Source organism: Effusibacillus consociatus (genome assembly GCF_042652925.1).
In the GTDB taxonomy this organism is placed as follows: domain Bacteria; phylum Bacillota; class Bacilli; order Tumebacillales; family Effusibacillaceae; genus Effusibacillus; species Effusibacillus consociatus.
The window spans coordinates 100854-123117 of the sequence record NZ_JBHSHC010000142.1; the positions used below are offsets into that span (position 1 = coordinate 100854).

General features: G+C 44.0%; 21 protein-coding genes. 19 read left to right on the top strand and 2 right to left on the bottom strand.

Translation table 11 applies throughout. The features are described from left to right. Nucleotides 1-2: 2 nt before the first annotated feature. The 10 genes from ACFO8Q_RS20640 (at nt 3) to ACFO8Q_RS20685 (ending at nt 13235) form a co-directional block, all read left to right on the top strand. Nucleotides 3-1043: a YeiH family protein gene (locus ACFO8Q_RS20640; RefSeq protein ID WP_380028669.1), complete on the top strand. Its 1041-nt coding sequence runs from the start codon at nt 3-5 to the stop codon at nt 1041-1043. 258 nt (nt 1044-1301) lie between these two features. Further along, complete coding sequence (gene xsc / locus ACFO8Q_RS20645; protein WP_380028611.1) at nt 1302-3065, top strand: sulfoacetaldehyde acetyltransferase; 1764 nt, start codon at nt 1302-1304, stop codon at nt 3063-3065. 6 nt (nt 3066-3071) lie between these two features. Next, a complete protein-coding gene (gene pduL, locus ACFO8Q_RS20650) occupies nt 3072-3710 on the top strand; it encodes a phosphate propanoyltransferase (protein WP_380028613.1) in 639 nt (212 codons plus the stop codon). Between the two features lie 134 nt (nt 3711-3844). Further along, nucleotides 3845-4978, top strand: coding sequence for an alanine dehydrogenase (ald, locus tag ACFO8Q_RS20655; protein ID WP_380028615.1), 1134 nt, complete (start codon nt 3845-3847; stop codon nt 4976-4978). A gap of 62 nt (nt 4979-5040) precedes the next feature. Beyond that, the gene (locus tag ACFO8Q_RS20660; protein ID WP_380028617.1) at nt 5041-6399 is read left to right on the top strand and encodes an aminotransferase; all 1359 of its coding nucleotides are present in this window, start codon (nt 5041-5043) and stop codon (nt 6397-6399) included. Nucleotides 6400-6663: 264 nt separating this feature from the next. Then, nucleotides 6664-8115, top strand: coding sequence for an amino acid permease (locus tag ACFO8Q_RS20665; protein WP_380028619.1), 1452 nt, complete (start codon nt 6664-6666; stop codon nt 8113-8115). A 92-nt stretch (nt 8116-8207) separates the two neighbouring features. Then, nucleotides 8208-10247 carry a methyl-accepting chemotaxis protein gene (locus ACFO8Q_RS20670; RefSeq protein ID WP_380028621.1) on the top strand — a complete coding sequence of 680 codons (2040 nt, stop codon included), beginning with the start codon at nt 8208-8210 and terminating at the stop codon, nt 10245-10247. Nucleotides 10248-10477: 230 nt separating this feature from the next. Continuing rightward, nucleotides 10478-11293, top strand: a complete 816-nt coding sequence (locus tag ACFO8Q_RS20675) for an ABC transporter permease (RefSeq protein WP_380028623.1) — start codon at nt 10478-10480, stop codon at nt 11291-11293. A 44-nt stretch (nt 11294-11337) separates the two neighbouring features. Further along, nucleotides 11338-12411 (top strand): taurine ABC transporter substrate-binding protein, encoded by a 1074-nt coding sequence (locus tag ACFO8Q_RS20680; RefSeq protein WP_380028626.1) that lies wholly within the window; start codon nt 11338-11340, stop codon nt 12409-12411. 35 nt (nt 12412-12446) lie between these two features. After that, the gene (locus ACFO8Q_RS20685; protein ID WP_380028628.1) at nt 12447-13235 is read left to right on the top strand and encodes an ABC transporter ATP-binding protein; all 789 of its coding nucleotides are present in this window, start codon (nt 12447-12449) and stop codon (nt 13233-13235) included. 113 nt (nt 13236-13348) lie between these two features. On the opposite strand, the gene ACFO8Q_RS20690 is transcribed toward ACFO8Q_RS20685, so the two are convergent. Then, nucleotides 13349-13969, bottom strand: a complete 621-nt coding sequence (locus tag ACFO8Q_RS20690) for an SET domain-containing protein (RefSeq protein WP_380028630.1) — start codon at nt 13967-13969, stop codon at nt 13349-13351. Nucleotides 13970-14090: 121 nt separating this feature from the next. Between ACFO8Q_RS20690 and ACFO8Q_RS20695 the strand changes: the two genes are divergently transcribed. The 9 genes from ACFO8Q_RS20695 to ACFO8Q_RS20735 all read left to right on the top strand — a co-directional run bounded on the left by ACFO8Q_RS20695 (nt 14091) and on the right by ACFO8Q_RS20735 (nt 21462). Next, complete coding sequence (locus ACFO8Q_RS20695) at nt 14091-14363, top strand: hypothetical protein (protein ID WP_380028634.1); 273 nt, start codon at nt 14091-14093, stop codon at nt 14361-14363. 98 nt (nt 14364-14461) lie between these two features. Further along, nucleotides 14462-14809: a Na-translocating system protein MpsC family protein gene (locus ACFO8Q_RS20700; RefSeq protein ID WP_380028636.1), complete on the top strand. Its 348-nt coding sequence runs from the start codon at nt 14462-14464 to the stop codon at nt 14807-14809. Nucleotides 14810-15033: 224 nt separating this feature from the next. Continuing rightward, nucleotides 15034-16299, top strand: coding sequence for an L-lactate MFS transporter (locus ACFO8Q_RS20705; protein WP_380028639.1), 1266 nt, complete (start codon nt 15034-15036; stop codon nt 16297-16299). Nucleotides 16300-16381: 82 nt separating this feature from the next. Next, nucleotides 16382-19336 (top strand): formate dehydrogenase subunit alpha, encoded by a 2955-nt coding sequence (gene fdhF, locus ACFO8Q_RS20710; RefSeq protein ID WP_380028642.1) that lies wholly within the window; start codon nt 16382-16384, stop codon nt 19334-19336. After that, nucleotides 19336-19815, top strand: coding sequence for a helical membrane plugin domain-containing protein (locus tag ACFO8Q_RS20715; protein ID WP_380028644.1), 480 nt, complete (start codon nt 19336-19338; stop codon nt 19813-19815). The genes fdhF and ACFO8Q_RS20715 overlap by 1 nt, the downstream gene beginning before the upstream one ends. Nucleotides 19816-19876: 61 nt before the next feature. Next, nucleotides 19877-20671, top strand: a complete 795-nt coding sequence (gene fdhD, locus ACFO8Q_RS20720) for a formate dehydrogenase accessory sulfurtransferase FdhD (protein ID WP_380028647.1) — start codon at nt 19877-19879, stop codon at nt 20669-20671. Between the two features lie 288 nt (nt 20672-20959). Beyond that, nucleotides 20960-21109: a hypothetical protein gene (locus ACFO8Q_RS20725; protein ID WP_380028649.1), complete on the top strand. Its 150-nt coding sequence runs from the start codon at nt 20960-20962 to the stop codon at nt 21107-21109. A 17-nt stretch (nt 21110-21126) separates the two neighbouring features. After that, nucleotides 21127-21261, top strand: a complete 135-nt coding sequence (locus ACFO8Q_RS20730) for a carboxymuconolactone decarboxylase family protein (protein WP_380028651.1) — start codon at nt 21127-21129, stop codon at nt 21259-21261. Continuing rightward, entirely contained in the window at nt 21262-21462 is a 201-nt protein-coding gene (locus ACFO8Q_RS20735) for a carboxymuconolactone decarboxylase family protein (RefSeq protein WP_380028653.1), read from the top strand. A 46-nt stretch (nt 21463-21508) separates the two neighbouring features. Here the strand turns inward: ACFO8Q_RS20735 and ACFO8Q_RS20740 are convergent, their stop codons facing one another. Further along, complete coding sequence (locus ACFO8Q_RS20740; protein ID WP_380028655.1) at nt 21509-22171, bottom strand: haloacid dehalogenase type II; 663 nt, start codon at nt 22169-22171, stop codon at nt 21509-21511. Between the last annotated feature and the right edge of the window lie 93 nt (nt 22172-22264).

Below are 22264 nucleotides of genomic sequence, written 5' to 3' on the forward strand. Positions count from 1 at the left end.
TTATGGATCCGCGTCCTCAGACGTTGACCAAATTGGACCTATCGAGTAAATGGAATAAATGGGCCGGTTTTATCAAAGGTACAGGTCTTACGCTTATCCTAGCGATACTTGCAGGAAATCTAGCCGTTCTTCCCGTTTTTTCTATAATGGGAATTATGATTATTTCGATTATTCTTGGTGTCGGATGGAAAGGACTTATGGAAGTGCCATCAGATGCTGAAATCGGGATTGCCTTTAGCAGCAAAATTTTGTTGAGAGCAGGAATAATCCTGTTGGGATTACGGTTGAATTTTTCGCAAATCATAGAAGCTGGTTTCTCTATGATCCTGATCGATGTCATTGTAATCGCTTTCACTCTTGGGGTAATGATCTATTTAGGAAAACTGTTTGCTATTGATAAACATTTATCTGCTCTCATTGCGGTAGGTACAGCTGTTTGTGGAGCTGCCGCTATAGTAGCCGTTGCTCCATTAATTGGTGCTCGAAAAGAATATACGGCTGTTTCCGTGGCTTGTATTGCGATTCTAGGAACGATCGGAACGATTATTTATACTTTTCTCTATCCCATGTTAGGATTAGATCCCTATCTATACGGAGTTTTAGTAGGTTCGACCTTGCATGAATTAGCACACGTTATTGCTGCTGCCAGTCCCGGAGGAAATGTGAGCGGGGATATTGCTCTTCTGGTTAAACTTGGAAGAGTAGCCTTACTCATTCCTGTCGCTTTGCTGTTAGGTTATTTATATCGAGCAAAGGATCCCGATATAAAAACGGGTAAAGGCATCAAAAAGTTACCTGTTCCATGGTTTATTTTTGGTTTTCTGGCTTGCAGTTTGATAAATACACTCGGATTCATTCCTCAAATACTGAATCAGAAGATGATATCGGTTAGTGTATTTCTGTTAGCGATGGCTATGGCCGGGCTTGGCTTAGGAATCAAATTAGGAGACTTTAAAAAAGTAGGAATAAGGGCTATTTTGGTTGGGGTTTTAGGTTTTGCAGCTTTGACTGCCTTGGGACCTATTCTGCTTAAGTTCGTATAACAAAAAATACTCTGAATTATCAATTTGATGTATTGACTATCGATAGCACAAATTGTACTATATGAATAACAACTGGTACGTACGTCATGACGTTGTTATAACTAAACTGCTTAACAAGGAGGTGGTTTTAATGAAGTTAGATTAGAAGAATGATAGGTAGGTCTATTATTAAGTTATAATTGATACGAACAACCTGATGTTCGTACCAATTATAACTAGATTGTACTCATAACTATCACTTAAAGGAGGATTTTGATCATGGCAAAAGTTGAAACCCAAAATGTAAAAGGCACGAAAGTAAAAATGACGCCCAGTGAAGCGATCGTTGAGACCTTAGTTGCAGAAGGGGTCACCCATATAAACGGGATTTTGGGTTCGGCCTTTATGGATCTGCTGGATCTGTTGCCCAGTGCAGGCATTCGCTTTATCGGTGTGCGTCATGAACAGAGCGGAGCTCACATGGCAGATGCTTATACTCGGGTTTCTGGAGTTGCAGGGGTCGTCATCGGGCAGAACGGTCCCGGAATCACCAATATGGTGACCTCTGTAGCCGCAGCTTATCAAGCGCATACGCCTATGGTTGTGATTTCGCCTTCAGCAGGCACTCCGACCATTGGATGGGACGGTTTCCAAGAATGTGATCAGGTGTCTGTATTTAAAGCCATCACAAAAGAAACGGTTAGAGTAACGCATCCAAGTCGGGTAGCCGACTGCCTGAGAACAGCGTTTCGGATTGCTTACGCTGAACGGGGGCCTGTCCTTTATGATATTCCTCGTGACTATTTTTACGGTGAACTGGAAGATCAAATTCTTGAACCCCATCAATATCGTGTAGACGCTCGCGGTTGCGGTTCGACTGAATCTTTAGACAGAGCTGCCAAAATATTAGCTGAAGCCAAATATCCGGTGATTATTTCGGGGAGGGGTACCGTTGACTCCGATGGGATTGAGGCGGTAACAGCGATTGCGGAATATTTAACAGCCCCTGCTGCTGTTTCTTATATGCATAATGATGCGTTCCCGGCTAATCATCCTTTAGCAGTGGGTCCGATTGGATACATGGGATCCAAAGCGGCGATGAACACACTAAAGAAAGCGGATGTCGTTTTAGCGATCGGTACCAGATTGTCGGTATTTGGAACATTGCCGTGCTACGATATTGATTACTTCCCGAAGACGGCTCAGATCATTCAGATTGATATCAATCCGAGAAATATCGCACGTACCCATCCTATTGAAGTAGGTATTATCGGTGATGCACGTGAAGCCAGCCTCGAAATCATGAAACGTTTACAAGCATTAAAGCCTGGAATGAAACCCAATCAGGAACGTTTGTTGGAAGTTGCAACGGAAAAGCAAAAGTGGGAAGAAGAACTGGTTGAACTGGCGATGGTAGATGGCAATCCGATTAACCCGCGCAGGGCTTTATTGGAACTGACGAGGGTATTGCCTGAAGATGCAATTGTATCAACAGACATTGGTAATGTTTCTTCCACAGCTAACGCCTATCTGAAGTTTAACCAACCTCGGAAGCATATAGCCGCTCTGACGTTTGGCAACACGGGCTTTGCTTATCCTGCCGCACTTGGTGCCAAAATTGCCCGACCCGATTGTCCGGTGATTGCAATTGTAGGTGATGGAGCATGGGGAATGAGTTTGCATGAAGTCAGTACAGCTGTAGAACAAAACATTCCTGTGATTGCTTGTGTATTTAACAATGGAGCATGGTGTGCAGAGAAGAAGAACCAGGTTGACTATTACAACAACCGTTTTGTAGGTGCGGATATTCAAAATCCTGACTTCGCCGAAGTAGCCAGATCAATGGGGGCTGTTGGCATACGAGTGGAAGATGCGAATGAATTGGGTCCCGTCATCGAAAAGGCGATTCAATCGAACAAACCGACAGTAATTGATATCCAGATTGATGGCACGCAATTGGCTCCGCCGTTCAGAAGAGATGCTTTGAAAATGCCGGTTCGTCTGCTGGAGAAATATGCCCACTTGGATCATAGAAACTGGTAAAAAGCAATGAGCACCATTAAGGAAATCTTGGAACCAAATCGAGTCAAATCACTCATTCATGAAGGTGGAGTGAAAACAATTCCTGTTGGTGTTTCAGCAAGGCATGTACACCTTTCTCCGGAGCATGTAGAAGTTTTGTTTGGGACTGGGTATCAGTTGCAAATTCATAAACTATTGTCTCAGCCTGGCCAGTTTGCAGCCAAAGAAACAGTGATGCTTGCCGGACCTAAAGGTGTAATAGATAAAGTCAGAATATTGGGGCCAGCCCGCGGAAAGACACAAGTAGAAGTATCTTTAACGGATGCTCACCGTTTAGGAGTGTCTCCTCCGGTTAGAGATTCAGGGGATCTTGCTGGAAGCAGTCCGATTACTCTGGTTGGACCAAATGGATCAATCTATTTGCACGAAGGATTAATTATTGCAAGTAGACATATTCACATGTCCCAAGAAGATGCATTAGATTTTCAGGTTGATGATGGCGACAATGTATTCGTAATCTGTCAATCGGAAAGACAAATTATATTCAGCAATGTAAAAATCAGGGTTAGTCCCAATTATCGTCTGGAGTTTCATATTGATACCGACGAGGCAAATGCTGCGAAACTCACAAATGATGACAATGTTGTGATTTTAAAAACTACTTGAGTGAGTGTATCTTGAGGTTTATCGGTGGACGTGATCACTTTCACTTTACAGGTTCCTGGATTGATCTGATGTTGCAGTATCACGTCCTTCTTCTTTCAACAAAGTTGAAAAACTAGGGGAAAAGGGTGGATTCCATGATTATAGGCGTTCCGAAAGAGATAAAAAACAATGAAAACCGGGTAGGTATGACTCCTGCAAGTGTGATCGCATTCAAAAATAATGGACATGAAGTTTGGATTGAGACGGGTGCTGGATTAGGCAGTGGATTTACTGACGGTGATTATGAAACTGCCGGAGCCAAAATCGTTGCTACAGCTGAAGAAGCTTGGTCTGCTGAAATGGTCATTAAAGTGAAGGAGCCCCTTGTTGAGGAATACCAGTTTTTTCGAGAAGGATTAATTCTTTACACTTATCTCCATTTAGCTCCAGAGCCTGAATTAACTCAAGCGCTCGTTGAGAATAAAGTAGTGGCAATTGCCTATGAAACCATTCAATTGGATAATGGATCTCTTCCATTGTTGACCCCGATGAGTGAAGTGGCTGGGCGTATGTCAATTCAGATCGGCGCTCAATTTTTGGAAAAATCGAAGGGCGGCAAAGGAGTATTACTTGGTGGTGTACCAGGAGTGTCGCCGGCTGAAGTCGTTATTATTGGCGGAGGTATTGTAGGAACCAATGCAGCAAAAATGGCACTCGGACTCGGGGCTAGTGTTACCATAATTGACGTGAATCCCGATCGACTCCGTCAATTGGATGATCAATTTCAAGGACGTTTAAAGACCCTCATGTCAAATAGCTACAATATAGCTGAAGCTGTTAAGAAAGCAGATTTACTCATAGGGGCGGTGCTGATTCCGGGAGCTCGTGCGCCGCGTTTAGTCACCGAAGAAATGGTCAAAACAATGCAAACGGGTTCGGTTATCGTTGACGTCGCGATTGACCAAGGGGGTTCTATTGAGACGATTGACCGGATTACAACTCACAGCCATCCAACGTATGAAAAACACGGCGTTCTCCATTATGCGGTAGCAAACATGCCGGGGGCTGTCGCCCGCACATCTACAATTGCCTTGACCAATGTAACAATTCCGTATGGGGTGCAAATTGCCAATAAAGGATACAAGCAAGCGGCGTTGGATAATAAGGCATTGGCTAAAGGATTTAACGTTATCGATGGAAAAGTGACCTATAAAGCGGTCGCAGATGCTCATGGCTTCGAGTACCATTCGCTTGATTCCGTTCTGAGCAATAGTCCGGTTATGGTTTAGTTTTCAATATTTCCCAAAAAATATTTTTAAAATAAATGATATTATATAAGGGAGGTTAAACTATGCAACTGGAACTTGAAACAAAAGACCTTGTTCAAAAAGATAAAGATCATTTGTGGCATGCGATGTACCGGTATAATGAAAAAGCCAGTCCGACGATTGCAACACGAGGAGAAGGTGCCTGGTTCTTCGACACAAACGGAGATAAATATATGGATGGAGTCTCCGGATTGTGGTGTTTAAATCTGGGACATGGACGCAAAGAAATTGCAGATGCGGCTTATGAACAGATGGTAAATTTGTCTTATTTCCCTCTGACTATGAGTCACGTACCGGCTATTGAATTGTCTGCAAAAATCAGCGAACTGCTTCAGGGATCGTATACTACGTTTTTCTCCAATAGCGGGTCTGAAGCGAATGAAACGGCATTCAAAATAGCCCGTCAATATCATATCCAAAATGGCAATCCGGGAAAATTCAAATTCATTTCCAGATATCGTGCTTATCATGGTTCAACGCTGGGCGCAATGAGTGCAACCGCCCAGGCAAATCGGAGAATGAAATATGATCCGGCAGCCCCAGGGTTCCTTCATGTCCCGCCGCCATACAGCTATCGTTCACCGTTTGGTGAAGACGTTCCTGATAGTGATAGGGTAGCGGCAGAGCTTATTGATCAGGTGATTAACTGGGAAGGTGCGGACAGCGTAGCAGGGGTGATTATGGAGCCGTTTATATCTGGGGGCGGAGTAATCATCCCATCAAAGGAATATTTGCGTCGTGTAGCAGAGATTTGTAAGAAACACGATGTTCTGTTGATTATTGATGAAGTGGTTTCGGGCTTTGGCCGTACCGGTAAGATGTTTGGTTTCATGCATTCAGAAGGGGTTCAACCGGATATTGTGACCATGGCCAAAGGGTTGACAAGCGGGTACCTTCCATTAGGAGCTACCGCGGTGAGTTCGAAAATCTATGCAAAATTTAAGGAAAACGGCACACACAATCATTTAAGGCATATTTCCACTTATGGAGGGCACCCGGCTTCTTGTGCAGTCGCCCTTAAAAATATCGAAATCATTGAAAACGAAAGAATAGTGGATCGAGTAGCCGAATTAAGCGAATCCATCTTAAGCGAATTGTATGATTTGATCGCTTTAGACAAGGTTGGAGAAGTTCGTGGAGTTGGATTTTTATATGGAATTGAATTAGTCGAAGATAAAAAATCAAAAGCTCCAGCGTCCGAAGAATTGATGGGAAGCATCATAGCAGCTTGTAAAAAGAAAGGCCTGATCATTGGGCGAAACGGCGATACCGTTCCCGGTTACAACAATGTATTGATCATTGCTCCACCGCTGTCTTCAACTGAAGATGATTTGCGTTTCGTTGTGGAGACCGTGAAAACTGTTTTATCTGATTTGTGTTAAGTGGAAAGGTTTATATCATCACAGATAGATGGGCATGATAATCCAATTAAAGCAGCCTCTTCGATACCATCGACAACACGTGCCCATCTTCTTACCGTTCAAGATTCAAAATAAGTAAAATGCATTCTTGTAAGCGCTTACAATCTTATCCAGTTCTGTGTTGTCCTAAAGCAGGTGATTTTCTTTTATTGGTAATTCACGAAAAATTAAAACGTGTTGGATAGCTTAATACAAAACTCTCAGGCACAGAGGAGGACGAGCGTTATGTCGATGGTTGAAAGAGAAAGAGGCCTTCAGGAAACAACATCAGAAGGACTTAACCGAAGCTTGTCAAATCGCCAAATTCAAATGTTGGCAATTGGAGGGGTTATTGGGGTCGGATTGTTCTACGGGGCTTCAACGGCTGTGAGATTAGCCGGTCCGGGGGTCTTGGTTGCCTTTATCATTACGGGTATACTCGCTGCAATCGTAATGAGAGCCCTGGGTGAAATGACGGTAGAAAAGCCTGTTGCAGGATCTTTCAGTCACTATGCCGGTGAACTTCTTGGTCATCAAATGGGGTTTTTGACATCCGGCATGTGGTGGTTTTACTGGGTAGCCACTGTGATGTCCGAACTCGCAGCTATCGGGAAGTTAGTGCAATATTGGTACCCCTCTTTTCCCGCTTGGATTCCCGGATTGATCGCCTTAATTCTATTTACTCTCTCAAATCTGCTTGCCGTAAAGATTTTTGGTGAAATCGAGTACTGGTTCGCTCTTTTAAAAATTCTCGCCATAGTTGTATTTATGATCTTCGGGGGACTGATCATACTCACGGGTATTTTCAATAACGGTGAGGTTGTTGGTATAACAAACCTTTGGGTAAATGGCGGATTCGTGCCGAATGGTTGGCTGGGAGTTTTTGCAGTCATTTCACTGGTTGTACAAGCCTATAGTGGTATCGAAACGCTGGCTGTTGAAGCGGGCGAATCCCATAATCCCGCAAATTCGATGCGTAAAGCATTCCGGTCGGTAACCATGCGGATTTTGGTATTTTATATCGGTTCCATTCTGATTATGTTGTGTGTGTTTCCATGGAACTATTTGATACAGAGTGCCACAAGCCCGTACGTTCTTCTATTTACAAAAATCGGGATTCCAGTTGCTGCGGGACTCGTAAACTTAATCATTATTCTTTCCGCACTTTCCTCTTGCAACACGGGTGTTTACGGTGGCAGCCGAATGCTTTTCAGTATGTCCCACAAGGGATTATATTCTCCACAGTTTACTAAGCTGAATCGGAATCAGGTACCTCATATCGCTGTCTGGGCTACTGCGGCCATGATTTCCATCGGAATCGTTATCACCTATTTGGCACCTGATAACGTATATGTTTGGATTACCAGTGCGTCGGCATTTGCTTCACTGTTCACATGGGGAGTCATCTTGGTTTGCGAATTGGTTTTCAGACGTCGCTGCCTAAAAGAGAAGAAAACACTTCAATTCCCAGTTCCGTTTTGGCCTGTTTTACCAGTGATCGGTTTACTGTTGCTGATTGGTGCTATGGTAGCGATTGCAACATCTCCCTTAACCAAGGAATCTGTTTATTCAGGATTAGCCTGGTTGATTCTTCTGATGGTGTATTACCAGGTACGGGTGAAAGAAAGGGTCAAATCGACTGATTGGAATCAGCTTGGTACAAATCAAGCTGCCATTCCAAATAAGGTGGAACCCTAAAAAATGAAGATTCCTCATTTGAGGGAGTGTCAGACTGTCGGGAAACCTCGCTCGGCAGTCTTTTTTGTTACATAAAGGAGACTGGTCTAATCATGTGGATACGAGACAGCATAGCCAAAAAGCTTTCCCTGGCAATATTTATTATCATTACGATTGTATTTGCCTTAACGGGATATGTGAATTACGTAAACACAAAGAATCTGTTATTACAAGACATAGAGGATACCCTTTCCGTTAAAAGCAAGGCCATTGCCAATCAAATCAACGCTTTGTTTAGTGAAAAAGGAACACTTGTCAGGCAGATCAGTACAAATCAAGACATTGTAAACTACTTAAAAACTGTTAAATCACGAGATGAAGCGTTGACCAACCCTCATTATAACGCTGTCAGACGATCACTGGATGCTATAATACAAACTGATAAAACTTTATCTCTGGTATGGATTGCAAGTGAAAAAGGCAGTTTTTTAGTTGGGAATAATTCCTATTTATCAACTCCGGATTGGAATATCCAGAATCGTCCATGGCATGAACGAGCATTAGCCGCAGAAGATATTTCTTTTACTGACCCTTATGTTGATGCGGTAACAGGGAAATTGGTGATTAGTGTCCTTAAACAGGTGAAAGATGGTTCAAGTACGGTAGGATTTGTTGCCATCGATTTGTTTTTGGATACTTTGCCTCAAATTATGAAGTCCTATGAGTTTGGTCAGACCGGATATACTTTTTTGTTGGCAAGGGATGGAACCGTGATGTACCATCCAGACAAAGAAAAAGTAATGAAAGAAAAACTGTCGGAACTCCCAGGAGAAGTAGGTTCCATTGGACAAAGGATGATTGCGGGAGAAAATGGGCTGAAGCTCGTTCAAGTTAACAACCGAATGGAGTATGTAGGATATTCACCGGTACCCATCACTGCTTGGTCAGTTGGCACGGCAATGCCGCACGAGGAAGCGTTATCACAGATTGCTTCGTTTACGAGAACAACACTCATGTATATAACCGTGTCCATTTTGGTTCTTGTTGGATTGGTTTACTTTTCCCTAAGCTATATGTTAAGGGAAATCCCATCAATCCTTGATAGAATCAAATCTTTGGCTAATGGTGACCTGACTGTACGGATTCAAAGTAACTCTAATGATGAAGTCGGTCAACTGGCACAGGCATTGAACACCATGATAATGAATCTAAGGAATTTAATTTTTCAAGTCGGTTCCAGTGCTGAGCAAGTAGCCGCTTCTGCAGAACAATTAACGTCAAGTGCGGAGCAAACAAGCAAAGCAACGGAACATATTTCTTTCAACATTCTGGCAGTAGCGTCCGGTTCAGAAAACCAAGTCCGTAGTGTAGAGGAAAGTTCCAAAACAATGATCGGAATGGCAGCAAGTGTACAGCTGATTGCATCAAGTGCCCAACATGTTTCCTTTACTGCAAATCTAACTTCAGAAAAAGTAATGGAAGGTAACCAAGCGATTGAATTAGCTGTTCAACAGATGAATTCGATTCACAATACGGTCAATGCTTTGGCACAACTGGTGAAACGATTGGGAGAGCGCTCAAACGAAATCAGTCAAATAACAGAAGTGATTACAGGAATTGCCGCACAAACGAATCTGTTATCTTTAAATGCAGCGATTGAAGCTGCCAGGGCAGGTGAACATGGTCGCGGGTTTGCCGTCGTAGCGGATGAAGTCCGTAAATTGGCGGAACAATCGGCAGGAGCCGCTCAACAAATTTCCAGCTTAATATCTGTCATCCAAAACGAGACAAAGCAAGCGGTTCAATCTATGGAAACTGCAACCAAAGAAGTGACTGAAGGTATTCATGTAGTAAACACAGCAGGACAATCATTTAAACAGATTGAGCTTTCCATGAGTGAGGTTACCAATCAGATTCAAGGAGTATCAACAGCCTCTCAACAATTGTTTGCCAGTACAGAACAGGTCGTTCACTCCATTCATTTAATATCTGCCATTGCGAAAGAATCATCGGCAGAAACACAGAGCGTATCGGCATCTGCCGAAGAACAATTGGCATCCATAGATGAGATCTCTGCTTCCGCCGCCGCTTTGGCGCAAATGGCAGAAGACTTACAGAGGCTAATTCGAAAGTTTAAAGTTACAAACGGATAAACTTGTTAACAAAACCACCGAAGAGTCTGCCTTTCCGCAAATGATTGTTTCCTGAACCCGCGTAACTGATATCTCGCACCTATTGTTCTAACAAATAAAAATATTGCAACGATTTAAAAAGTGGATTATATTTATGTTACAGTGGTACGGATGTAATGACGTGCAGACGTACCGATGTACTAATGTGTTGCGGGAGGGATGGATTTGGAATGAGCACGAATATCTCCAGCGTGGAAAAGGAAGTAAAAAAATCACTGAGTTCTGTACGAAAAAGGGGGATTGTATCGAAAGAAATCTACATTACCTTTATATCAGCTGTCTTTTTCTTGTTGTTGTGGTTTACCATCACAAAGCTGAAAATTGTACCCGAAGTTTTCTTTCCTTCTCCAGAGCGGACTTGGGTAACGTTTGTAGATCTTTTACAGTCAGGTTACAAAGGGAATAGTTTGTTCTATCATTTGGCAGACAGTTTGCTCCGCATGTTTATTGCTTTTTTCCTGGCTTTACTCACAGCTGTTCCGTTAGGCCTGCTGAGTGGTTATTCTTCAAAAATTAGAGCTGCTTTTGACCCGTTGATTGAATTTTATCGACCACTGCCCCCACTTTCCTACTACACATTGCTTGTTTTATGGTTTGGAATCGGCAATGAATCAAAAATCGCCTTGCTCTACCTTGCTGCTTTCGCTCCTATGTATATTGCCGCTATGTCAGGAGTCAAGGGGGTTTATGAAGATCGAATTCATTCTGCAGAATCACTAGGAGCGAATAAGTGGCAAGTTTTTCGTTATATCATATTCCCCTCTTGTTTACCTGAAATTTTTACCGGAATGCGCACAGCGATGGGTTTTACCTATACTACGTTGGTTGCAGCTGAAATGGTTGCGGCTATTTCCGGAATCGGCTGGATGGTGTTGGATGCAAGTAAATTTTTGCGCAGCGATGTCATGTTTGTCGGGGTTATTGTAATGGGAGTAACCGGTATTCTACTTGATCGTTTATTACGGGGAATTGAAAGTAAAGTGATTCCTTGGAAAGGAAAAGGGTAATCAAATTTCCAATTAAAGAGATTTCAAGGACGGGGGTTAAACAAATGAAACTAATTATTCGAAAATGGTGGGCAAGTGTGGTTTTGATTTTTAGCATGGTCATTCTATCTGCTTGTGGATCTTCCAGTTCAACAAAGCAATCAAACAGTTCACCGGGAACGGGCGATCAACCGACAGAAATTCGCATTGGTTACCAGGTCATACCAAATGCTGAATTGCTGGCAAAAGCAATCGGTATCTATGAAAAGAAATTTGAAGGAGTGAAAGTGAACTGGCGACAATTTGATTCTGCCAGAGACGTGAATACAGCCATTACGTCAGGCAGTATTGATTTCGGTCTGATCGGCTCGAGCTCTGTGGCAACCGGTGTAGCACAAAACCTGCCCTATCAAGTAATTTGGTTACATGATGTGATAGGTGATAACGAGGCGCTTGTGGTGAAAAAAGGAAGCGGTATTAATACGTTTTCTGATGTAGTCGGCAAGAAGATCGCGGTTCCTTTTGGTTCCACCACTCACTACAGCTTTCTGTCTGCTTTGAAATTGAACGGAATTGATCAATCGAAAGTCACTCTGTTGGACATGCAGCCGCAAGACATGTTAGCCGCCTGGAAACAAGGACAGATTGATGGAGGGTATGTTTGGTACCCCATTCTAGGAAAAATGATTGATGATGGTGGCAAGGTTCTTTTAACCAGCCGTGATTTGTCAAAGAAAGGAATTGTCACAGCTGATGTGTGCGTGGCCAGCAAATCGTTTATTCAAAAGTATCCGGCCATGGTAACAAAATATATTGAAGCATTGGATGAGGCGGTTAAGTTTTACCGTTCCAACAAAGGAGAAGCAGTGAAAGCCATGGCCAAGGAATTGAATGTATCAGAGTCGGATGCCGGATTATTTATGGATCAATTAATCTGGTTGGATGCTTCCGAGCAGGCCGGATCGAATCATTTAGGGACTACCAATAACAAAGGAGCATTTGCTCAAGCATTAAAAGATACAGGAGAATTCATGGTAACGCAAAAGTCAATTCCGTCTGCACCTGCACTGGATGTTTATCAACAGGCGATCCAGTCGCAATTCGTATCGAAAGTGAAAGAGAGCAAAAGCGGGAAATAGTAACATGGACCCGAAAAATAGAAGGGAAGTCTCCAATGAAGGTAACCGTTAATAAAACGAAGGTTATAGAAATGAAACATGTGGAATTGACTTACGAAACAGATTCCCGACAAGTATATGCTTTGCAGAATATTAATTTGGAAATTGAAGAGGGGAGTTTTGTATGCGTACTTGGACCTTCCGGGTGCGGTAAAACCTCTCTGCTGCGAATCATCGCCGGTTTTCAACAACCAACAAGCGGTGATGTATTGCTTGATGGAAAATCGATGTCACCCAAGCCCGACAGACACCGAGGGGTGGTTTTCCAACAGCATACACTGTATCCTTGGTTAAATATTAAAGAAAACGTGGAGTTTGGTTTAAAGATGCGAAAAGTGTCTGCCGAAGAACGAAATCAAACTGTAAAACACTATCTCGATATGGTGGGTCTTTCGCAATTCAGCCAATCAGCTCCCTATGAACTGTCCGGTGGTATGAAGCAGCGGGCTTCCATTGCACGTGTATTGGCCAATGATCCAAGGATTGTTTTGATGGATGAGCCGTTTGGGGCATTGGATGCAATCACAAAAGAACAGATGCAAGAAAATGTGCGGAAAATATGGAAGGAGACACATAAAACCTTTTTCTTCATTACACACGATGTGGAAGAGGCGCTTTTATTAGGAACACATATTGTTGTGATGTCTGCTCGACCCGGTCGAATCATCAAGGAGATGCATAGTCCCATTCCTTATGAAATTGAAGAAGGACAAAGTCGAAAATACCGTTCAAGCGAAACATTTATAGACTTGCGTGAAGAAATTATCAACCTGATTACACATTAATATTTCAGGCCACGCCTGTTTCCCTGTCAGAATGAGGTTACAAGCGGCCTAGTAAAAAGCCCTGAACCCGTATGGTTCAAGGCTTTTTAACATGTGGCGCAAGCCTTCCGTTTTTAACGGAGCGTCCACCTTGTATTGTTGATCGACGAACGATCATAATAGGTCGACCTGATGGAATCGATTAACACTTGCCGATCTGCGGCCATCTTTACTTTCTCCTTACATTCTGGGCGAATGAGATGCGCTAAAGGCTGTTCCACTTGATTAAAATATCTGAATGCATCGAGAGCCTTCTGATCCCATTCCTCATAGAAGCGAAGAAGATCATCCGGCATCACACATGTTCGATCCGTCCCTTCTTCAGGAAAACAATCAAACGGCTCATCGAGATTTAAAGAGCCATAATCGTTTGTTATCTCCTCACCCGGGTAAATGTCCCGCACGGCAATTTCAAAGTCGTATGCAGTACCGACGCTATTCGCATGAAAGCTGTGGTTCACAAATCGACCAAGGTCCCAACAAAGAATATATTTCCCCTCTTGATTGCGATAGGAATATTTGGTAATCAATTTGCGTCTGTCCGGATCAAGAGAAGCGACATATGACGGATCCAGAATTTGGTCAAGCTCATCCAGCACCCAAGTAATGGTTCCCTTGGGAATGAATTTCGCAGCAAAAACGCCAAACCCGATTTTTTCATTTATATACCGAAGCTCCGTATGTGGATGGATCATGTTTCATTCTCCATTCTGTATGGAAGTGTCCATACCAAATTATGCAGCCGCGCTTTTTAAGTTGAGGAACGATGATTGTATTTGTATCCCTACCTATGCCTATATAGAGTTTGGTTCTTTTGTGAATACTGCAGTACAGGAGGTGGTCAATCTGACGGATAACCAAGAAATTTCGTATCCTGCGGAAAACCGTCAAGTAACCGAGGGGTACCAAGTGGACATTGAAGCTGGAGATTACTTAAATCCCATTACCCAGGAGGCAAGGGAACCGGCGGAAGCCGGAGCCGAACTACGGACGTGTTGTCAGCATCGAATCTATGGCGAATTCCAGACACGACCGATCAAGCGTAAGTACCCAAGGAGGCTATCACACTGGCCTCCTTGGGTTGTTTAAGAAGTTAACTTCCTGCAGGCAGCAGGATATCAACCGTAGTACTCTGTGATGGAGAAGTGTATACTAGAATTACATCTGAGGTGAGGTGAAAGTTAGAATTGAGTAAGGAAGCCCGATTTAATGAAATCGTTCGCAAAGTTCGCAAAGACCATTTCGGGAAAGGACCCGAACGGATTAAGACCACTTTTGTTGATAACATGGCCATTTCCATATTGCATGGAAACCTGACACCAACTGAAAGATTTATCGTCCAGACTCCACAGGGAGCAGAGATGGTTCATACAGCACGCACCAAGATGATCCAAGAAATTTACGCCCACCAGGTACCTGAGGGGCTGGAGGAGTTGATGGGGGCCAAGCTGCTGCACTTATTCTCTGATATCAAGGTGGAAGAAGATATGGGAGTGTCGGTTTTTATCTTCGATAAACCAATTGATAAGGATTAAGAATTATATTTTGACGAATTTATGAATGAAATGTAAAATAACATTGAAATGGTTAGTTATGTGAACAAACGCTAACTGACTATTGTTGATATGTGCGCTAGGTTGATACTGTTATAAGTACTGTTGTAGGAGTATTATCCAGCATGAAACAGTCTCCGATAGGGAGAGATTGTTTTGTGCTGGATTTTATTTTGTAAGCGAATACAAGAAGGGGTTGAATGATTGTGGAAAAAGTTAAAAATCGCTGGCTGATTGCGGCAGCTGCTGTAGGGATCCACATTTCGATTGGGTCCGTTTATGCATGGAGCGTATTTACCAAGCCACTGATGAAAGAGTTCGGTTGGGATACGAAACAAGTATCGCTCACCTTTAGTATCGCTATTTTGTTTCTTGGTTTGTCTGCAGCATTTCTTGGTCATTTCGTAGAGAAACACGGGCCTCGCAAATCGGGTATCCTGGCTGCGTTCTTTTTCGGAATCGGAATGGTGGGGGCCGGGTTGGCGGTGAAACTCGGGTCTCTGTACCTGCTCTATCTGTTCTATGGAGTTTTTGGAGGAATAGGTCTTGGGGTCGGTTATATAACACCCGTTTCCACTCTTGTAAAATGGTTTCCGGACAGAAGAGGTCTTGCTACCGGACTGGCTATTATGGGATTCGGATTCGCGGCACTTCTCAGCAGTCCGATCATGGCTCGTTTAATTCTGTCGGTTGGAATTGCGGGTACATTCATGATTCTTGGAATAGCCTATTTTATTCTCATGTTTGCTTCCGCTCAGTATCTGTCTCCCCCTCCTAAGGGGTGGATGCCTGCCGGTTTCAAGGACAAAGTGGAATCGGGAACGACACAAATCAACCAGGATCTTTCGTATTTAACGGCAAATGAAGCGGTAAAAACACGTCGCTTCTGGTACCTGTGGATTATGTTGTTCATCAACGTCACCTGTGGCATTGCTATTCTTTCAGTGGCGTCACCGATGGCTCAGGAGATAGCCAAGATGAGTCCTATTGCCGCGGCAACCATGGTGGGGCTGTTGGGCCTGTTTAACGGTCTCGGAAGAATTGGGTGGGCTTCATTTTCCGACTTCATCGGCAGACCCAATACGTATACCGCCTTTTTTGTCATTCAGATCATTGCTTATTTCCTGTTGCCGCAATCGATGAATGCTCTCTTATTCCAACTCCTGCTTTTCGTAATTATAACGTGCTACGGTGGAGGGTTCTCTTCAATTCCTGCTTATATCGGAGATTTATTTGGTACTAAGCAATTAGGGGCGATTCACGGGTACATTCTTACAGCCTGGTCTGCGGCCGGTCTGGCGGGTCCGATTTTTGCAGCATGGGTCAGGGATACGACAAAGAGTTATGTCGGAACATTGTATGTGTTTGCCGGACTGTTTCTTCTCGCTTTGGTTGTGTCAATGTTAATTCGTTTGGACATAAACAAGCTGCGTTCTGCCAACGAACAAAAACAGCCTCTTATTTCAGGTTAATGCTATTCATTTTTATTGATATTGGAATATATTTGTACAAATCGTTTTATGGTGGGTTTTGTGTTCCAAAGGAGGAATTATAGTGAGCCAAAAGGTGAATTTTCGTATCAACGGTGTACCCCATGTGGCCGAAAAAGGTACGAGAATCCTTGACTATCTGTTGAAACAGGAAATCGAACACCCTCATATTTGTTACTCGCCTACTCTAGGCCCTATCCAAACATGTGATACTTGTATGTGCGAGATTGACGGAAAAATTATGAGGGCGTGTTCTACGTCGGTCGAAGAAGGCATGAACATTTTGACCGGCTCGGAACTTGCAAAAGCAGCACAGACCGAAGCAATGGATCGAATTTTGGAAAACCATTTGTTGTATTGTACCGTTTGCGACAATAACAACGGGAATTGCAGGGTTCACAACACAGCAGAATTGCTTGAAATTGAGCATCAAACACGTCCGTTCCGTGAAAAAGGGTATGAAGCGGATTTCTCACATCCTTTTTATCGTTACGATCCCGATCAATGTATCCTCTGCGCACGTTGTGTAGAGGTTTGTCAGGATTTGCAGGTCAATGAAACGTTGACAATTGATTGGGAACGGGATATTCCACGGGTTGTGTGGGACGACAACAAGTCCATTAACGAATCTTCCTGCGTATCTTGCGGACAATGTGTAACGGTATGTCCATGTAATGCATTGATGGAAAAATCGATGCTGGGGGAAGCCGGATTTATGACCGGGATCGGGAAAGATCTTCTGAATCCAATGATTGATCTGGTGAAGGAAGTAGAACCTGGCTACAGCGGTATTTTCGCCATTTCTGAAGTGGAAGCGTCGATGCGGGAAACTCGTACGAAGAAAACGAAGACCGTTTGTACGTTTTGTGGAGTTGGATGCTCGTTTGAAGTCTGGACGAAAGACCGCCACATCTTGAAAATTGAACCATCCGAACAAGCGCCTGTAAACAGTATTTCGACTTGCGTAAAGGGGAAGTTTGGGTGGGATTTTGTGAATAGCGATCAGCGTCTGACCACTCCTTTGATTCGCAAAGGGGACGAGTTTGTTCCGGCAAGCTGGGAAGAAGCATTGTCGCTCATTGCAGGAAAGCTTGGTGAGATTAAGAAAAACTTTGGCGGTAATGCACTAGGATTTGTAAGTTCTTCCAAAACAACGAATGAAGAAGCGTACTTGATGCAAAAACTGGCTCGCCAAGTGTTTGAGACCAATAATGTGGACAATTGTTCACGTTACTGTCAATCGCCGGCGACCGATGGTTTGCTTTCAACAGTGGGGTATGGGGGAGATTCGGGAACGATTCAAGACATAGCACAGGCTGATCTGGTGATCATTGTTGGAGCAAACCCAACCGAAGGACATCCGGTTCTTGCCACCCGTGTGAAGCGTGCGAAGAAACTGAATGGCCAAAAATTGATCGTATCCGATCTTCGGAAACATGAAATGGCGGAGCGGTCGGATTTGTACCTGCATCCAAAACAGGGAACCGATTTTGTATGGCTGACGGCTGTCGCGAAATACATTATTGATCAGGGATGGCATGACGAACAGTTCATCCAAAATCGAGTCAATAATTCTGCAGATTATCTGAAATTCCTGGAAAAATACACATTGGACTATGCGGTAGAAGTAACGGGAATTCCAAAAGAACAGCTGATCAAAGCTGCTGAAATGATTGTGGAAGCAGACGGAACCTGTGTTCTTTGGGGAATGGGTGTTACTCAAAATATTGCGGGTTCCCACACATCAGCCGCGATTGCAAATCTCTTGCTCGTCACCGGGAACTTTGGGCGTCCCGGAGCGGGAGCATTTCCGCTGCGTGGACACAACAACGTGCAAGGTGCTTGTGATATGGGAACACTTCCTCCCTGGCTCCCTGGCTACCAGCATGTATCCGATGATCTCGCCCGGGCAAAGTTTGAAAAGGCATATGGAGTGAAGATCTCAAACAAGCCAGGTCTGGATAATATTCAAATGCTTGAAGCCGTCGAAAAGGGTGAGCTGAAAGCGATGTATCTCATGGGGGAAGACATGGCGTGGGTGGATTCAAACTCGAACCACGTACACGAAGTCCTCAGTAAACTGGAGTTCTTCGTTGTACAGGACGTATTCTTTACCAAAACTGCCCAGTTTGCCGATGTGATTTTACCTGCTTCTCCATCACTTGAAAAAGACGGAACGTTCACCAACACAGAACGACGCATCCAGCGTTTGTACCAAGCTCTTGAACCGCTTGGTGAGTCCAAACCCGATTGGTGGATTATCCAGCAAATCGCAAATCGACTTGGTGCCAATTGGAACTACAAACATCCAAGCGAGATTATGGACGAAATCGCAAGCCTGTGCCCGATTTTTGAAGGTGTATCCTACAAACGTCTTGAGAATTGGGATAGTTTAATCTGGCCAGTGAAAAAAGATGGCACCGATGAACCATTGCTTTACACAGAGCGTTTCAATTTTCCGGATGGAAAAGCACGGTTTTCCCTTGTAGAATACGTGCCGCCGGTAGAATTTCCGAAGGAATTTGATCTGAATGTGAATAACGGAAGGCTTTTGGAACATTTCCACGAAGGGAACATGACCAACAAATCGAAGGGAATTCAGTATAAAGTACCGGACGTGTTTGTGGAAGTATCACCGGAACTTGCACGCGAACGCGGCGTGAAAGATGGCTCATTGGTACGCCTTGTTTCCCCGTACGGCGCAATTAAACTTCGTGCTCTGGTGACGGAGCGTGTACAGGGAAAAGAACTGTATGTTCCCATGCATTCCGTAAGTCATGAAAATGCGATTAATGTACTAACGGGAAACGCGGTAGATGTTCGAACTCATACACCTGCCTACAAGCAGACGATGGTCCGTTTGGAAGTTATTGAAGTAGAGGGTGCCTCCCCTCTCCCGATGTTTAATCCGCGTTATGCGAAGAGAAACCCGCAGTTAGGGGTACAGGTGGAAAGAAAATGGGAACGAAAAGACTATGAACCAATTGCTGACTTGAATGTTGCAGGAGGTAGGAAATAATGGCGAAACCGATTACGAAAATTGCCCCAGTCGTTCTTACCGAAAAAGAAAAAGAAGAACAATCACTTGAGAAAGTGGTACAGGATGTGGCCCGTAATGCGGAAGGCATTCAGGAAACGCTGAAACTCCTTCAGGAACTCCACGACAGTGGAATCTTGGAAGCCCTTAATGCTGCCATTGAATCGAAAGAACAGATTGCAAAGATCGCAGTGGGTCAGTTACTTCGTCCTCCTGTTACCAATATGATCAACAATGCAATGGCGACGGCCGGAGCGTTAGCGGAACTGGATCCTGAAATGACGAAAAAATTGGTGAGCAGCCTCACAAAGGGATTGCAGAAAGCGGAAGAAGGGCTTGAAAACAACAGCAGGGTTGGTGTTTTCGATTTGGTAAAAGCGTTGAAAGATCCGGACATCAACCGAGCCATTGGTTTTGGTCTTAATCTTTTAAAAGGGATTGGGGAAGGCTTAAAACAGTAGTTTCAACAGTTGGGTCCACCGCGAACCCGGTAGACCCGTTTTTTTCATGGAGGTGAATCTTGTGTTTCAACCGGTTCAAGTATCCCGGCCAATAATCCACTATGAAAATAACCGCATCGAATACACGGAGGATACAATCGTTACCGAGTATCCGATTACAATAGTATTGGATCAACAAGAGTTTGCAACCATGGTATGCACACCGGAGTATGTGGAAGATTTAGTCATTGGTTTTCTGGCATCGGAAGGTGTCATCCAAAATTTCAACGATATAAAAGAGATTCGGATTGTAGAAACAGCAGGATATGCCTACGTTGAAACCAATAACAAAAATAAATTCAACGAGATGTTTCATTCCAAACGGTACGTCACATCCTGCTGTGGAAAAAGCAGACAAAGCTTTTACTTTTATAGTGATGCAAAAACGGTAAAAACGCAGAGTTCCAAAAATGTAAAACTTTCATATGAAGACTGTTTTCGATTGATGGACTCCATGCAGCAATCGGCCAGAACCTTTAAGGATACCGGTGGCGTGCATTATGCCGCACTTTGTGATAAAAACGGTATCATTGTTGCAAGAATGGATATTGGCCGACACAATGCTCTTGATAAGATCTATGGGTATTGTCTAAGAAACGGGATCTCGTTAAATGAGAAAGTAATTGTTTTTAGCGGCCGCATTTCTTCCGAAATCCTGCTAAAAGCAGCAAAGATCGGCTGTGAAATTGTATTGTCAAAATCGGCCCCCACTGAGTTGGCCTTGAAGCTGGCTGAGGAGCTGGGGATTACAACGGTTGGATTTATTCGCAATGGGACTTTGAACGTGTACACGAATCCGGAACGGATTCAAATTTAAATGGTACATCGTGGTTTTGTATGTAAGTGGATGCTGCAATAGGCATCCTCTTTCTTGTTGTTAGGGGTTACGGTGGAGGAAAACGGCCCGGAAAATCGAAATAGGTACTATCTCCGAACGAGAGGAGGTGTTCAAGTGAAAGTGATTCGGGAAAATCGCGAATTCGGTATTTTTCTGCTTGACGATGGTTACAGTATTGTACATCCCGCCTGACCGCCGGGAATATGGAACATCGGGGATGTTCAAGACATAAACACACGCCGAAGGCTTTCCGAAGATGAAGTGAGAATGTATATGACCATTGTAGCTCCCGAAATGCCTTGGGAAAAAGCGAAAGTAGAACTCTGGCGGGATTGCAGTTTGTTGGGGGAACCCGGCACTAAGGAGAAGGAGAGCAACATCCAAAAAGCGATATTCGAAAAAGGGCTAGCAGTCTAATAAAGGGGGACAGAGCCATGTCTTTATCTGACAAACTTTGCGACATGCATATGGAATATTATCATGAAGCCCATGAAGACGGGGTTCTTGACAAGAAAACGAAACAATTGATTCACATCTGTATGACCCTCGCGTTTCGTTGCGAACCCTGAGTGCAGGTCAACATCGCGCGTGCGCGAGAAATGGGAATCACGGAAGAGGAACTGGCGGAAGCAATCCATCTTGCGGCTTCCGTTGGCTCCGGGTCGATTCTCGCTATGGCGGCCCGGAACTCAAAACCTTCCGAGCCGGTTGCGATCGAGGGAGAATCGGCGCGAAAGCCGCTTTCCAAATATCTTTGGAAACGACGGTAGGCAACAAAGGGACGAGCCAATTGGATCGTCCCTTTGTGACGTATTCCTACAGTTTCTCGATTAATTGGTCAAGACCCGTGATGGTCAAATCGGGCTCGACATGAAGCTCCTCGAATGTCTTGCCAAAGCGGTTGATCCAACATACATTGAATCCGAATACTTTTGCGCCCGACGCGTCCCAAGCGTTGGACGAGATGAACAAAATCTCCTCCCGCCGGACGTGAAGTTTCGAAGGGGCTAATTGATAAACTCCCATCAAAGGCTTGAAAGATTTTACTTCGTCCACACTGATGACAGACGAGAACGCGTCTGTTAATCCGGCGTTGGTTACCGCCGCGTTGAGCATATTGGGGGTTCCGTTCGAAAGAATGGCTAATTTGTGATGCCTCAGGGCTTGCAACGCTTGCGGAACTTCCGGATAGGGTTTCAACCGCAAATACTCTTCAAGTACAGCGGCGCGAACCTCTTCGTTCGCGTTTAATCCCAACGATTTCAAAGCAAATCCGAGCGCATCTTCTGTCACGTGCCAAAAATTTTCGTATCGACCCATTAATGATCGGAGCCAAGAGTATTCGAGCTGTTTTTGTCTCCAAATTTCACTAATGGTTTGTCCGAAACCGGGAAAAAACTGTTCACAACGAGAAGCCACCGTATGTACGTCGAACAAGGTCCCGTAGGCGTCAAACACGATCGCCTTGATCTGATTCATTCAAATCCCCTCCTTGTTTGTTTCTAAGACTCTCGGAATTAAAATTTCCTTACAGGCTCTAGTCTCTTGACTAGGGCCATTTATTGTTTCACC